Source organism: Gordonia sp. i37 (assembly GCF_002043085.1).
GTDB classification, from domain to species: domain Bacteria; phylum Actinomycetota; class Actinomycetes; order Mycobacteriales; family Mycobacteriaceae; genus Gordonia; species Gordonia polyisoprenivorans.
In genome coordinates this window covers 1-14,531 of the sequence record NZ_MVPX01000227.1, presented here as the reverse complement: position 1 = coordinate 14,531, position 14,531 = coordinate 1, and the positions used below count along the sequence as shown (strand labels likewise).

The 14,531-nt window shown below is 67.9% G+C and carries 12 protein-coding genes; 1 reads left to right on the top strand and 11 read right to left on the bottom strand.

Features of this window, described 5'->3' with window-relative positions:
• The 10 genes from B1964_RS10475 to dop all read right to left on the bottom strand — a co-directional run.
• A partial coding sequence (locus tag B1964_RS10475) for a DEAD/DEAH box helicase (RefSeq protein WP_172398808.1) occupies positions 1-1,037 on the bottom strand: 1,037 nt, incomplete at its 3' end.
• A 91-nt stretch (positions 1,038-1,128) separates the two neighbouring features.
• The gene (tatC, locus tag B1964_RS10470) at positions 1,129-2,124 is read right to left on the bottom strand and encodes a twin-arginine translocase subunit TatC (protein ID WP_079929713.1); all 996 of its coding nucleotides are present in this window, start codon (positions 2,122-2,124) and stop codon (positions 1,129-1,131) included.
• Positions 2,125-2,135: 11 nt separating this feature from the next.
• A complete protein-coding gene (tatA, locus tag B1964_RS10465; RefSeq protein ID WP_014360029.1) occupies positions 2,136-2,408 on the bottom strand; it encodes a Sec-independent protein translocase subunit TatA in 273 nt (90 codons plus the stop codon).
• Between the two features lie 90 nt (positions 2,409-2,498).
• Positions 2,499-3,506 (bottom strand): WYL domain-containing protein, encoded by a 1,008-nt coding sequence (locus tag B1964_RS10460; RefSeq protein WP_079929712.1) that lies wholly within the window; start codon positions 3,504-3,506, stop codon positions 2,499-2,501.
• Complete coding sequence (locus B1964_RS10455) at positions 3,506-4,504, bottom strand: WYL domain-containing protein (protein ID WP_006370166.1); 999 nt, start codon at positions 4,502-4,504, stop codon at positions 3,506-3,508. The genes B1964_RS10460 and B1964_RS10455 overlap by 1 nt, the downstream gene beginning before the upstream one ends.
• A 16-nt stretch (positions 4,505-4,520) precedes the next feature.
• A complete protein-coding gene (gene pafA / locus B1964_RS10450; RefSeq protein ID WP_014360026.1) occupies positions 4,521-5,879 on the bottom strand; it encodes a Pup--protein ligase in 1,359 nt (452 codons plus the stop codon).
• Positions 5,880-5,963: 84 nt separating this feature from the next.
• Positions 5,964-6,779, bottom strand: a complete 816-nt coding sequence (prcA, locus tag B1964_RS10445) for a proteasome subunit alpha (RefSeq protein ID WP_006370161.1) — start codon at positions 6,777-6,779, stop codon at positions 5,964-5,966.
• A complete protein-coding gene (prcB, locus tag B1964_RS10440) occupies positions 6,776-7,645 on the bottom strand; it encodes a proteasome subunit beta (protein ID WP_006370160.1) in 870 nt (289 codons plus the stop codon). Before prcB ends, prcA begins: the two co-directional genes overlap by 4 nt.
• Complete coding sequence (locus B1964_RS10435) at positions 7,642-7,833, bottom strand: ubiquitin-like protein Pup (protein WP_006370159.1); 192 nt, start codon at positions 7,831-7,833, stop codon at positions 7,642-7,644. Before B1964_RS10435 ends, prcB begins: the two co-directional genes overlap by 4 nt.
• A 246-nt stretch (positions 7,834-8,079) precedes the next feature.
• Positions 8,080-9,579: a depupylase/deamidase Dop gene (dop, locus tag B1964_RS10430; RefSeq protein WP_006370158.1), complete on the bottom strand. Its 1,500-nt coding sequence runs from the start codon at positions 9,577-9,579 to the stop codon at positions 8,080-8,082.
• A 159-nt stretch (positions 9,580-9,738) separates the two neighbouring features.
• Between dop and glgP the strand changes: the two genes are divergently transcribed.
• Positions 9,739-12,294: an alpha-glucan family phosphorylase gene (glgP, locus tag B1964_RS10425; RefSeq protein WP_172398807.1), complete on the top strand. Its 2,556-nt coding sequence runs from the start codon at positions 9,739-9,741 to the stop codon at positions 12,292-12,294.
• A 33-nt stretch (positions 12,295-12,327) separates the two neighbouring features.
• On the opposite strand, the gene B1964_RS10420 is transcribed toward glgP, so the two are convergent.
• On the bottom strand, positions 12,328-14,531 hold a 2,204-nt coding region (locus B1964_RS10420), incomplete at its 5' end, for an ATP-binding cassette domain-containing protein (protein WP_079929714.1).

The following is a 14,531-nucleotide window of genomic DNA, read 5'->3' as shown; positions in this document are numbered from 1 at the left end:
CCCCCCCCCCGCCACTCGTCGACACCGAGGACATCGGCATCGGCGGGTGAGAGTTCGGTCAGATGCCGATCCACCACGTCGTCCACCGCCGCGACCTGATCGGGGGTGAGCAGGTTCAGACCCGACCGCAGACACTGCGCCAGCGCGCCGTCACAACCGGCACGGGAGAAGATGAACCCGATCGCGGGCAGCAGACCTTCCTTCTCCAAACGTGCGACGACCTGCGGCCGGGGCGGACCCGGCTTGCGTCGGGGACGGCCACGCCCGCGGCGCCCGCGCTGGTCATCGTCGTCGTCGAGGAGCATCCGGTGGCGGATGAAACGCTTCAACTCGGGATTGACCTTCGGCCGATGATCACCTGCCGCACCGCGGGAGTCGAACAGATCGAACAGGCGGCTGCCGACCAGCATGTGTTGGGTCAGCGGCACCGGCCGGTGATCGTCGACGATGACCGTGGTGTCGCCTCGGACCGTTTGGATCCACTCGCCGAACTCCTCGGCGTTGCTCACCGTCGCCGACAGGCTGACCACCCGTACCGAGGGCTCGAGATGCAGGATGACCTCTTCCCACACCGCGCCGCGGAACCGGTCGGCGAGGAAGTGCACCTCGTCCATCACCACATGCGACAAGCCGTTCAGCGCCGGCGAATTCGCGTAGATCATGTTGCGCACGACCTCGGTGGTCATCACCACCACCGGCGCGTCGGAGTTGATCGAGGTGTCGCCGGTGAGCAGCCCGACCGACGCGGCACCGTGCACCGCGACCAGGTCGGCGTACTTCTGGTTGCTCAATGCCTTGATCGGCGTGGTGTAGAAACACTTGCTGCCCGACGCGAGCGCCAGGTGCACGGCGAACTCACCGACGATGGTCTTGCCCGCACCGGTGGGGGCACAGACGAGGACGCCGTGGCCGCTCTCCAGAGCGTGGCAGGCGCGGATCTGGAAATCGTCGAGACGGAAGTCCAGGCGGGCGACGAAGGTGTCGAACGCCGAACCCGCGGTGGCGGAGGGGGCGTCGAGCCGGTCCGAGGAAGTCATCGACACCAGCATGTCACCTTCGAGGCCATCGGTGCTCTCTGTGCAGCTCCGTCGTGGCCCGGTGAGACGTGGCCGGTGAGAGGTCGGTGGGTCAGAGGATGTCGTCGAAGCTGGATGCGTCGCGCACCCGGGCACGCGGCGTGCCCTGCTCGGTGGGGCGGCTCCCGGTGCTCACGCCGACGGCCGGCTCCAGCCGCGAGGCCACCGGCGGCGCGGACGGCGCGGGGATCGTGCTGGCCTGGTCGTCGGACAAGGCGTCCCACTCCTGGGTGCGGCGGGTCTTGCGGCGATCGTTGACGCGGGCGATCTGGATGGCGACCTCGAGCAGCACCGTCAACGCCAGGGACAACGACAGCATCGTGAACGGGTCCTGGCCGGGGGTGACGATCGCCGCGAAGACGAACATGGTGAAGATGAGCCCGCGACGCCACGTCTTGAGCTTCTGATAGCTGACGACCCCGACGAGGTTGAGCGCGACGATGAGCAGCGGGAGTTCGAAGCTCACGCCGAAGATGATCAGCAGGTGGATCATGAAGCCGAAGTACTGGTCACCGGCCAGAGCGGTCACCTGCACGTCGTTACCGACGGTCAACAGGAAGTGAAAAGCCTTGGCCACCACCAGGTACGCCATCACGGCGCCACCGACGAACAACACCGCCGCCGCGGAGACGAAACTCATCGCGTACTTGCGTTCGTTGGCGTGCAGGCCGGGGGTCACGAACTGCCAGATCTGATACAGCCAGACGGGGCAGGCCAGCACCATGCCGGCGGTCAGCGCGACCTTCAGACGCAACATGAACTGGTCGAAGGGGCCGGTCGCGAGGAGCCGACAGCTACCGTCGGCGGTCAGCGTCGCCCGGGTCGACGGCGGCAACGAACAGTAGGGTTCGCGCAGCAGATCGCCGAGGGATGAGATGCCGGGGATGCCGTGCGAGTACCAGATGAAGCCGACGATCGTGGTGACGACGATGGCCGCCATCGCCACGAGGAGTCGGTACCGAAGCTCCTGCAGATGCTCGACCAACGGCATGGTGCCGTCGGGGTTGAGCTTGCGTTGTCGCTTACGCGGGTCGAGTGGGATCCGCACGCCGTACGCGCCTAGGCGGACTTCTTCGTGTTGTCGGCCGGCGCGTTCGGAGCGGCCGCGTTGTGCGTCGGCGTCTCCGAGGAGGTCGGCAGTTCACGCGGCGGGGCGGGTTCGGCTGCGGTCGGTCGGGTCTCCCCGTCCTTCTGCATCTCCTGCACTTCGCTCTTGAAGATCCGCAGTGACTGGCCGAGTCCGCGTGCGGCGTCGGGCAGCTTCTTCGATCCGAACAACAGCACCAGAACCACCAGCACGATGACCCAGTGCCACCATGACATTGCACCCATTGAACTACCTTTCCCCGTCATTTCTCGGCCCGAGCGCCATCGTACCCCGCACCCCGGGCCGCCCGTCACCGCAAGTGCGACGACTCGTGATCACGCCCCCGCCGGGCCGGTCGTATAGCGAGCCCGGGCGCGCGCGGCCTCGACGCCGATCGCCGTCGCCATGTCGGCGTCGTCGACGACGCGCACACGCCCACCGAATCCGAGGAGGAAGCGGGTCAACCAGTCCGCCGAGCCGTAGACCAGGCGAGCCCGGACCGGCGCGGACGGATCGGGCCGATTCTCGATCGGTTCGAGTGGTTCGACGGTGTAGTAGTCGAGAATCCACAACTCCGAGGAGTCGATCTCGATGTCCACCGACGGAAGGTCCGGGTTCTCGGTGAGAATCGGCGACTGCACGGTGTGGCGTGCCTGATCGGGCGGTGCGGCCGGTTCGTCGAGCATCACCGCCTCGTCGATCCGGTCGAAGCGGAACAGCCGGACGCCCTCGCTCTCGCGGCACCACGCCTGCAGATAGGTGTGACCGTCGACGGCCTGCAGCGAGATCGGGTCGATGATCCGCCGGGTCACCACGTCGCGGCTCGCCGAGTAGTAGTTCAACGCCAGGGCACGGCTCGACCGCACCGCCTCCCGAACGATGCGATAACGGGGTGACTCGGTGAGGTCGTCGCCCGAGGCCGAGGTGAGAGGTGCGAGTCCGGAACCGCCCGCGGCACCGGGTGCCGGGGCGCCGACCGCCTGCTCGATCTTGGCGATGGCCCGCCCGGCCGCTTCGCGGTCGAGAACACCCGGGGTGTCGACGAGCGCACGCAATGCCACCAGCAGGATGCTGGCCTCGGTCGGGGTGAGCCGCAACGGCCGGTCCATCCCCGCGGTGAATCCGACGTGTACGTGTCCCTCACTGAACTCGACCTCGATGAGATCGTCCGGGTAGTAGCCCGGCAGGCCGCAGACGAACAGTTGCTCGAGGTCCTTGGTCAGCTGGCGCTCGGTCACCCCGAGATCGGCCGCCGCCTGATCGATCGAGATACCGTCGTGGGCAAGGAAATACGGGACGAGCGCAAGCAGGCGGCTCAATCGGGACGGTGCAGCCTGGGCCATCAGGCGCTCACCTGCGTCAGGGTGTCCAGAGCATCGATGACGATCTGCCTCAGTTCCGGTGGCGAGAGCACCACTGCGTCGGCGCCCGCGCCGAGCACCATCCGCGCGAGACCGGTCAGCGAGCCGATCTCGATGTCGAGGATGTCGCCGGGTTCGCCGTCGTGGTCCTGCGCGGTCTGGCCGGTCGCATGTCGCCGTAGGCCCGCGGCGCGCCCATGCGCCACCCATACCCGCGCCGTACGGCCGTCGGCTCCGGCTGCGGATTCGACCGCCGAGGCCACAATCGCCTGCAGATCGGTGCCGTCGGGGACGGTCACCGAGCCCGGCTCGCCGACAGCCGTCACGTCGGTGAGCCGGCTCAGCCGGAAGGTGCGGGTGTCGGCGCGGTCCCGATCGTGGCCGACGACATACCAGCGGCCCCGATGGGTGACCACACCCCACGGTTCGAGGGTCCGCGGCATCCCCACCGATCCCGATCCGGCCCGGTAGGTGAAAGTCACCGCGCGTTGCGCCTCGATCGCCGGCAACAACGCACCGAGGGTCGCCTCACTGCCCATCGACCTCGCCGAATCACCCGCGGAGACGCCGATCTCGTCGTCGGCGCGGACGTCGAACCCTGCGGCCCGCAACTTGAGGACCGCGGTCTGCGAGATGGCCGAGATCTCCGGGGTGTCCCACAGCGTGGCCGCCATCGCGATCGCCGCGGCCTCGTCCCGGTCGAAGGAGATGTCGGGCAACTCGTAACTGTCACGATTGATGCGATACCCGTCGAGCCCCTGCCCCATCGCCGAGGGCCCGGTCACCAGCGGAATGCCCAACTCCCGCAACTCGGTCTTGTCGCGTTCGAACATCCGGTTGAATGCCTCGGCCGACTGTCCGTCGTCGTGGTAGCCGACCACATTGCGTCGGATGTACTCGGCGGTGACGAACTGCTTGGTCGCCAGCAGGCAGATCACCAGATTGAGGAGCCGCTCGACCTTCGAGACCTTGGTTGCCACCCGTCGAGCCTACGACTCACATGGACGCGATCAGGCGATCGACGCGCTCGTCGACCGACCGGAACGGGTCCTTGCACAGCACCGTTCGTTGCGCCTGATCGTTCAGTTTGAGGTGGACCCAGTCGACGGTGAAATCGCGACCCGCCTTCTGCGCCGCGGAGATGAAGTCGCCACGCAGTTTGGCCCGGGTGGTCTGCGGCGGTTCGTTCACCGCGGTCTTGATCGCCTCGTCGGTGGTGATCCGGCGGACCAGACCCTTGCGGGACAGGACGTCGAAGACACCGCGACCGCGTTTGATGTCGTGGAAGGCCAGGTCGAGTTGCGCGATCTTCGGGTCGGACAGATCCATCGAGTACCGGTCCTGGTAGCGCTCGAACAGCTTGCGCTTGATCACCCAGTCGATCTCGGTGTCCACCCCGGAGAAGTCGCCGCTCTCCACCGCGTCGAGCATCCGGCCCCACAGATCGACGACCATGTCCATCTCCGGATCCGGGCGCCGGTTCACCAGGTGTTCGACGGCCCGCGCGTGATACTCGCGCTGGATGTCCAGGGCGCTGGCCTGCCGACCACCGGCGAGCCGGACCGGGCGACGCCCCGTGGGGTCATGGCTGACCTCGCGGATGGCACGAATCGGGTTGTCCAGGGCGAAATCCCGGAACACCACGCCGGCCTCGATCATCTCCAGCACCAATGCCGCCGAGCCGACCTTGAGCAGCGTCGTCATCTCCGCCATGTTGGAATCGCCGACGATGACGTGCAGCCGCCGGTACTTCTCGGCGTCGGCGTGCGGCTCGTCGCGGGTGTTGATGATCGGGCGGGAGCGCGTGGTCGCCGACGACACACCCTCCCAGATGTGCTCGGCGCGCTGCGACAGGCAGAAGGTCGCCGCCTTCGGGGTGGCCAGCACCTTCCCCGCGCCGCAGATCAGCTGCCGGGTCACCAGGAACGGCAACAGCACATCGGAGATGCGGGAGAACTCGCCCGCCCGCACCACCAGATAGTTCTCGTGGCATCCGTAGGAGTTGCCGGCCGAATCGGTGTTGTTCTTGAACAGGTAGATGTCACCACCGATGCCCTCGTCGGCCAGGCGCTGCTCGGCGTCGATCAGCAGATCCTCGAGGACGAGTTCACCCGCCCGGTCGTGGTTGATCAGCTGGACCAGACCGTCGCATTCGGCGGTCGCGTACTCCGGATGCGACCCGACGTCGAGGTAGAGCCGCGCGCCGTTCTGCAGGAACACATTCGACGACCGGCCCCACGAGACAACCCGCCGGAACAGATAGCGGGCCACCTCGTCCGGACTGAGCCGACGATGACCGTGGAAGGTGCACGTGACACCGAATTCCGTCTCGATGCCCATGATTCGACGCTGCACGTGATCAACCCTACCCGCGCGCCGCCCCGGCGACCTGCCGGACGCGCGACGCGAAATCCCCATCCGCAGCCGGGAAGAAAGTGCTCACTGCGGCGCAGGATCGGTGGAACCCGCGGTGGACTCACCCGGCTCATCCGAGGTGCCGACGCCATCAGTGCCGACGCCATCGGTGCCGGCTCCGTCGACACTCGCGAGCAACTCCGCGACGCGTGCGGCGGTGAGCCGCTTGAACGCCCGCCGGGGCCGATTGCGGTCGAGGATCGCGACCTCGAGATCACCCGGCGTGAGTTCCCGGGGCGTGGCCGCGGCACCGTTACCCGTGTCGGTGGGGGTCGCCAGCGCGGCGACAGCCACCGAGAGTGCATGCGCGAGATCGAGATCCGCCGCATAGCTGTCCTTGAGGGCGGCCGCGATGGATTCGGTGGCACCGCCCATCACCAGGAACCGCGTCTCGTCGGAGATCGAGCCGTCGTAGCCGATCCGGTACAGCTGCGAGGGCTTCGGCTTACCGGGTCGGGCCACCTCGGCGACGCAGAGTTCGACCTCGTAGGGCTTGGCCTGTTCGGTGAACACCGATCCGAGTGCGTTGGCATAGGTGTTGGCCAGGCTCAGCGCCGACACATCGTTGCGGTCGTAGCTGTAACCACGCATGTCCGCGAGCTGGATCCCGGCCTTGCGCAGACTCTCGAACTCGTTGTACTTACCGACGGCGGCAAATCCGATGCGATCGTAGATCTCACTGGTCTTGCGCAGCGTGTTCGACGGGTTCTCCGCGACGAACAGCACACCGTCGGCGTAGGTCAGGATGACCACACTGCGGCCGCGGGCAATACCCTTGCGCGCCAACTCCGAGCGGTCGCGCATGATCTGCTCGGCACTTGCGTAATAAGGAAAGGTCACCGCGGATCTCCTTCGTGCTCGGCGGCGCGGCGGTCGATGATCGCACGCGCGGCCGCCTCGATGGCCTCCGAGTCGACCTCGTGGGCACCCTGCGCACCCACCACGACCGCCAGCGGGAAGATCTTGCGAACCAGGTCGGGACCACCGGTGGCGGTGTCGTCGTCGGCAGCGTCGTAGAGGGCCTCCACGGCCACCGCCAGCGCGCCGTCGGCGTCGAGATCACGGCGGTAGAGCTTCTTCAGCGACGATTTGGCGAACACCGATCCGGAACCGATGGCGGTATATCCGCCGAACTCCTCGTGACGGTCGCCCGCGACGTCGAAGGAGAAGATCCGACCGCGCTCGGTCGGGTCGTCGTGATCGATGTCGTAACCGACCAGCAGCGGGATCGCGGCCAGACCCTGAAGCGCCGCACCGAGATTGCCGCGCACCATCGAGGCCAGCCGGCTCACCTTGCCGTCCAGCGTCAGCGGCACACCCTCGATCTTCTCGTAGTGCTCGAGCTCCACGGTGAACAACCGGATCATCTCGATCGCGATACCCGCGGTACCGGCGATACCGGCCGCCGAATACTCGTCGGTGATGTAGACCTTCTGCACATCCCGCGTGGCGATGAGATTGCCCATGGTCGCTCGCCGGTCGCCGGCGAGCACCACCCCGCCCGGATAGCTGACCGCCACGATGGTGGTGCCGTGCGGGATCTCGGAGGTGTCGGTGGCGGCACTCATGTGCTGTGCTCGCGCCCCCGGCAACTGCTCCGGAGCGTGCACCCGGAGGTAGTCACTGAACGAAGAGATGTCCGCGCCAAGGGAAAGAGCCGGTCGCCGTACGGGATTGGGGAACAGTGAATCGAACCCGTCGCTCACTGGCCGCCCTTCTGGACATAGGCACGCACGAAGTCCTCGGCGTTCTCCTCGAGCACGTCATCGATCTCGTCGAGCAGATCATCGGTGTCCTCGGTCAGCTTCTCGCGACGTTCCTGACCCGCACCGCCGTCCGAGCCGAGATCGTCGTCGTCCCCGCCGCCGCCGCGCTTGGTCTGTTCCTGCGCCATCTGCACTCCTTAGTGTTGGCGAAGCCTCCGGCTTCGCGTGTGGTCACGCCCGAGAGCACCACTCTTCGTCGTCGGAGACGTCGCTCGCTGCGCTCACTGGTCTCCTCCTCCTGCATCGCGGTGCGACGCGAACACGCCGTGCCACCATCACCCGAGCCGTATACGGGTTGTCGTCGTACCCGCTCGCTGGTGTATGACCACACTACCGGCGCAGACCCGTTCTGGGCGGTCGGAACACGACGACGATCAGGTCGTGAGCTGCTCGACGAGGTCGGCCGCGGAGTCGACGGAGTCGAGGAGCTTGCCCACGTGGGCTCGGCTGCCGCGCAACGGCTCCAGCGTCGGGATACGCACCAACGAGTCGCCGCCGAGATCGAAGATCACCGAATCCCAGCTCGCCGCGGCGACGTCGGCGCCGAAGCGTCGCAGGCACTCACCACGGAAGTAGGCGCGGGTGTTGGTCGGCGGTTCGGTGATCGCCCGCGTCACCTGAGCCTCGTCGACCAGACGTTTCATCGATCCGCGCGCGACGAGCCGGTTATAAAGACCCTTCTCCAGGCGCACGTCGGAGTACTGCAGATCGATCAACTGCAGGCGAGGCGCCGACCAGCCGAGGCCCTCGCGCTGCCGGAAGCCCTCCAGGATCCGCAGCTTCGCCGGCCAGTCGAGGATGTCGGCGCACTCGAGCGGATCCCGTTCGAGACGGTCGAGGACATCGGCCCACGTGGCCAGGACGTGCATGGCCCGCTCGTCGTCGGAGTGTTCCCGCTCGTGGAACCCGACGCACCGGTCGAGATACTCACGCTGCAGCGCCAGGCCGGTGAGTTCGCGCCCGTCGGTCAACGCGACGGTCGCGGCCAGGCTCGGATCGTGACTGATCGTGTGCACCGCCTGCACGGGGCGCGCGAGTTCGAGGTCGGAGAAATCGACCCCGGCCTCGATGAGATCGAGCACCAGCGAGGTGGTGCCGACCTTGAGGTAGGTGGCGGTCTCGGCGAGATTCGCGTCGCCGATGATGACGTGCAGACGCCGATAGCGTTCCGGGTCGGCGTGCGGCTCGTCGCGGGTGTTGATGATCCCGCGTTTGAGGGTGGTCTCCAGCCCCACCTCGACCTCGATGTAGTCGGAGCGCTGCGAGAGCTGGTATCCCGCCTCGTCGCCGGACTGTCCGATGCCGACGCGGCCGGAGCCGGTGATCACCTGACGCGAGGCGAAGAACGTCGTGAGACCGCCGATGACCGCGGTGAACGGGGTCTCCCGGTTCATCAGATAGTTCTCGTGGGTGCCGTACGAGGCACCCTTGCCGTCGATGTTGTTCTTGTAGAGCTGCAGACGCGGGGCGCCGGGCACACTCGCGACGTGGCGTGCGGCGGCCTCCATGACCCGCTCCCCCGCCTTGTCCCAGATCACCGCATCCATCGGGTCGGTGACCTCGGGCGCGGAGTACTCGGGATGGGCGTGATCGACGTAGAGGCGCGCGCCGTTGGTGAGGATCATATTCGCCGCCCCGATCTCGTCGGCGTCGATGATCGGTGCCGGACCCGAGCCGCGGCCGAGGTCGAATCCGCGCGCGTCACGCAGCGGCGACTCCACCTCGTAATCCCAGCGCGTGCGCTTGGCGCGGGGCACCCCCGCGGCCGCTGCGTAGGCCAGCACCGCCTGGGTGGAGGTCATGATCGGATTCGCGGTCGGGTCCCCCGGAGCCGAGATACCGTACTCGACCTCGGTGCCGATGATTCGCTGCATGCATCCGAGCGTAGAGGTCGGAGGCCGACGCCACCGATCCCACCCACCTGGGCATCGTTGGTCGGCACGCATGCACCTTGTGTCGGGATCGGGACGAGCTGATGAACGCCCGCCCCGCTTGCGGTGCGTCCGGTCGCCGACGTCGGTAGCGTCTACGCCGTGAAAGCCTTCCGCCGGTTCACCGTCCGCGTACCGCTCCCGGCCCCGCTCGCCGACCTCGACGTCCTGGCCCGCAATCTGCGCTGGGTGTGGCACAGCGACACCCAGGATCTGTTCGCCACGATCGACCCCGATCTGTGGCAGTCCTTCGCCGATCCACTACGCCTGCTCGCCGAGGTCGATCCGGCGCGACTGGCCGAGCTCGCCGACGACGACGGCTTCCGCGGTCGGCTCGAAGCACTGCGCGCAGAGCTCGACACCTATCGGGCCGAACCGCAGTGGTTCGGTCGTCAGGAACGCGAAGGGGTGCCGATGCCCCCGGGTATCGCCTACTTCTCGATGGAATTCGGCATCTCCGAGGTGCTGCCGATCTACTCCGGCGGCCTGGGCATCCTGGCCGGCGACCATCTCAAGGCGGCCTCGGATCTGGGCCTGCCGCTCATCGGGGTCGGCCTGTTCTACCGCTCGGGCTACTTCCGGCAGAGCCTCTCGCACGACGGGTGGCAGATCGAGCGATACCCCGTCAACGATCCGGGGCTGCTGCCGCTGGACCTGCTGACCGACGGCGAGCATCCGGTCGACGTGACCGTGTCGATGCCCGGCGGACGCACCCTGCACGCCCAGGTCTGGGTCGCGACCGTGGGCCGGATCCCGTTGCTGCTGCTCGACACCGACATCCCGGCCAACGACGACGAACTGCGTTCGGTGACCGACCGGCTATACGGTGGCGACCAGGATCATCGGATCAAACAGGAGATCCTGCTCGGCATCGGCGGGGTGCGCGCCCTGCGCGCCTTCATCGCGGCCACCGGCCGCCCCGAGCCCACGGTGTTCCACATGAACGAGGGACATGCGGGCTTCCTCGGCGCCGAACGCGTGCGCGAACTCGTCGAGTCGGGCCTCGACGTCGGCTCCGCGGAGTCGGTGGTGCGCGCGTCCAACATCTTCACCACCCACACCCCGGTCCCCGCAGGCATCGACCGTTTCGGCAAGGACCTGGTCTCGTTCTACCTCGACGCCGACCCCGGTGGTGGGTCCCGGTTGCTGCCCGGCCTGTCCGCGGCGACGGTCCTCGAACTCGGCAACGAGGGTGATCCCGGCGTGTTCAACATGGCGCACATGGGTTTTCGGCTCGGCCAGCGGTCGAACGGGGTGTCGCAGCTGCACGGCGAGGTCAGCCGAGAGATGTTCGCCGGGCTCTGGCCGGGCTTCGACGCCGACGAGGTGCCGATCGGGGCGATCACCAATGGCGTGCACGGCTTCACGTGGGTCGCGCGCCCCTGGCGCGAACTCGTCGGCGCCGACGAGGACTCGGCGGCATCCCGGTACGCCGAATTGTCGGCGGCCGATCTGTGGAAGACCCGGCAGGCGCTGCGCGGCGGGCTGGTCGACGAGGTCCGCCGACGCGCACACGCCAGCGGCCGGGACCGCGGATTCAGTGAGGTCGAATTATCCTGGACCGCTGATCTTTTCGACCCCGAGGTGCTGACCATCGGCTTCGCGCGCCGCGCCGCGACCTACAAGCGGCTCACGCTCATGCTGCGCGATCCCGACCGTCTCAAGCGCATCCTCACCGACCCGCAGCGTCCGGTGCAACTGGTCATCGCGGGCAAGGCGCACCCGGCCGACGACGGCGGCAAGGCGCTCATCCAGCAGGTGGTGCGTTTCACCGAGGACCCGGCGATCCGCGATCGCATCGTGTTCCTGCCCGATTACGACATCTCGATGGCGCGGCACATCTACGCCGGCTGCGACGTCTGGCTCAACAACCCGGTGCGGCCGATGGAGGCCTGCGGTACCTCGGGGATGAAGTCGGCGCTCAACGGCGGCCTGAATCTGTCGATCCTCGACGGATGGTGGGACGAGATGGCCGACGGCGAGAACGGCTGGGCCATCCCGTCGGCCGAGGGCGTCACCGACGAGAACCGGCGCGACGACCTCGAGGCCGAGGCACTGTATTCGCTACTGGAGAACTCGGTCATCCCGTTGTTCTACGCGCGTGAGACCAGCGGCCTGCCCGAGCGATGGGTCGAGATGGTCCGGCACACGCTCTCGGTTCTCGGTCCGAAGGTGCTCGCGTCCCGGATGGTTCGTGACTACACCACCGAGCTGTATGCGCCTGCGGCCCAGTCATTCACGGCCGCGGTCGCCGACGACTACGCGGCCGCCCGCGACCTCGCCGCCTATCGCAGGCGCGTCGAGGCGGCGTGGCCGTCGGTGATGATCGCGGGGCTCGACGAGTCCGGCGACCCGGGTGCCCGGCAACTACAGCTGACCGCCCAGGTCGGTCTCGGCGGGATGGCTGCCGACGAGGTGACGGTCGAAGCGGTTCTCGGTCGGGTCGACGACGCCGGCGACATCGTCGAGCCGACCGTGTCGCCGATGAGCCCGGCCGGTGGTCCCGACGCCTCGGGTCGGGTGGCCTTCACCACGACGATCACCCCGCACCGTTCCGGTGTGCTCGGTTACACCGCGCGTGTGTTGCCGCGCCAGCGGCTGCTCGCCGACGACGCCGAACTCGGACTCGTGCGGTACCCGGCGCCGGCCGGCGGGTGAGAGAGACGGCTCGGAGACCCCCGCGTCTGCGGCTCAGCGCTTCTTGAGCCGCAGACGCGAATAGGTGAACACATACAGGATCACCGCGATCACCAGCAGCACCCCGAACGCCAGTCCGGCGTGAGCGGGTGAGGTCTGCCAGAGTGAGACCTTCTGGGTCGCGTCGGGATTGATCGTGGGCAGATCGACTGCGCCCGCCGACGCCACGTAGCCCCAGTACGACGGGAAGATCCACGAGAGCTGTTGTAGGCCGGGCTTGTCCAGCGCGAACAGGCCACCGCAGAACACCAACTGCACCATGATGATGATCACCAGCGGTGGCATCGCCTGCTCCTGCGAGCGAACCGCCGCCGAGATCGCCAGACCGACCAGGGTCGACACGCACGCCAGCGCGGCGATCGCGACGAACAGGGCCACCGGCGGCGGCACCAGCGGACCACCGAGATGCGGCAGCCCACGGCCGGCGAAGGTGATCGCGACCATCACCGCGCTCTGCAGCATCGCGGTGCAGAAGAACACCACCACCTTGGCCCACAGGTAGGCGCCCGGTCGCAGCCCGACCGCCCGTTCGCGTTCGAAGATGTCGCGCTCGCCGACCAGGTCGCGCATCGTCAACGCCGCACCCATGAACGCCGCCCCCACCACCAGCACGACGAGGATCTGCACCGCCTCGACCGGGTCCTTGGCCGCCGGACGCGGCGGGATCAGGTTGGGGTCGGCGGCCATCTTGGCGTTGAATCCATCGCTGCCCGGGATGACCAGCGTCAGCAGGCCCAGCACCACCGGCAGCAGGACCAGGAACGCCAGGTAGCCGACGTCGGCGAAGATCAGGCGTATCTGCCGGCGACCGATCGTGCTCGACTGTCGCGTGAAGCTGGTCTGCGGCACCGGTATCGGGGGCCCCGGCGGTCGCGGCGGTGGTGGTGGTGTCGGCGCTCGTCTGCCCTGCAAATAGCGCATGTGCGCGGTGTCGGGGGCATCGGCGACGAAGGCGAAGATCTCCGCCCAGTCCGAGGTGCCCATCGCGGCACCGACCTGTGTCGGCGGTCCGCAGTAGGCGGTCTTTCCGCCCGGCGCCAGCAGCAGCACCTGGTCGCACATCGACAGATAGGTCAGCGAGTGGGTGACCACCAGGACCACGCGGCCGGCGTCGGCGAGGCGGCGCAGCGTCGACATCACCTGGCGGTCGAGGGCCGGATCGAGGCCGGAGGTGGGCTCGTCGAGGATCAGCAGCGAGGGCCCGGTGAGCAGTTCCATCGCCACCGACGCGCGTTTCTGCTGGCCGCCGGAGAGCTTCTCGACGCGTGTGTCGACGTGCTCGGTGAGCTGCAGCTCGGCGAGCACACCGTTGATCACGTTGTCGCGGTCGGCTTTCGACAAATCCGGCGGCAGACGCAGCTCGGCGGCATAGCGCAGGGCCTGGCGCAGGGTGAGCTTGTGGTGCAGGACGTCCTTCTGCGGCACCATGCCGATCCGGGTGCGCAGCGAGTCGTATTCCTCGTGGACGCTGCGGTTCTCGAAGGTGACCCGCCCGCTGGTCGGCGAGTTCAGCCCGGCGACGATGCGCGAGACCGTCGACTTGCCTGCACCCGAGGGGCCGATCACCGCGGTCAGCGATCCGGGTCGGGCCGAGAACTCGACGTCCTGCAGGAGTTTCTTACCCCCGTCGACGACGAGGCTCACACCGTTGACCTGAAGGCCACCGGCGACCACATCCTGGGACTGGCCGCGCATCAGGCTTCCGCCGGACACCACGAAGTCGCTGTTGCCGATGGTGACGACATTGCCGTCGGTCAGCCGAACCCGTTGCACGCGTTGGCCGTTGACATAGGTACCGTTGACGCTTCCCAGGTCTTCGATGTACAGACCGTCGGGTCGGGACAGCACCCGGGCGTGATGGCGCGAGGCGAGTACGTCGCTGACGACGATGTCGTTGTCGGGGGTGCGGCCGATCGACTGTGAGCCGGCCAGCGAGATCGTCTCGCGGCCCGGACGTTCGGCGCGTCCGGGCAGCTGGTAGATCGCCGAGACGTTCTGCTTGAGTGCCTGCAGGTGCGGCGCATCGGCGAGTTCGGCGGGCATCGGCGCGACCGCCCCGGGTTCGTAGGAGCCGGGCGCCGGCACACGCATCGGTATCCGAGCAGAACCTGCAGCGACCGGTCGTGGACCGGATCCCGCCGGGCCGGGCGGGGCAGGAGGTGGGCGTCGTGGGGGTTGCGGCGGAGCCGGGACCGGCG

What these genes read in the sequence shown, in the direction of transcription:
- dop (WP_006370158.1), bottom strand. Translation starts at nt 9,579, where the DNA reads ATGCAGCGAATCATCGGCACCGAGGTCGAGTACGGTATCTCGGCTCCG.
- B1964_RS10460 (WP_079929712.1), bottom strand. Translation starts at nt 3,506, where the DNA reads ATGGCCCAGGCTGCACCGTCCCGATTGAGCCGCCTGCTTGCGCTCGTC.
- tatA (WP_014360029.1), bottom strand. Translation starts at nt 2,408, where the DNA reads ATGGGTGCAATGTCATGGTGGCACTGGGTCATCGTGCTGGTGGTTCTG.
- B1964_RS10435 (WP_006370159.1), bottom strand. Translation starts at nt 7,833, where the DNA reads ATGGCGCAGGAACAGACCAAGCGCGGCGGCGGCGGGGACGACGACGAT.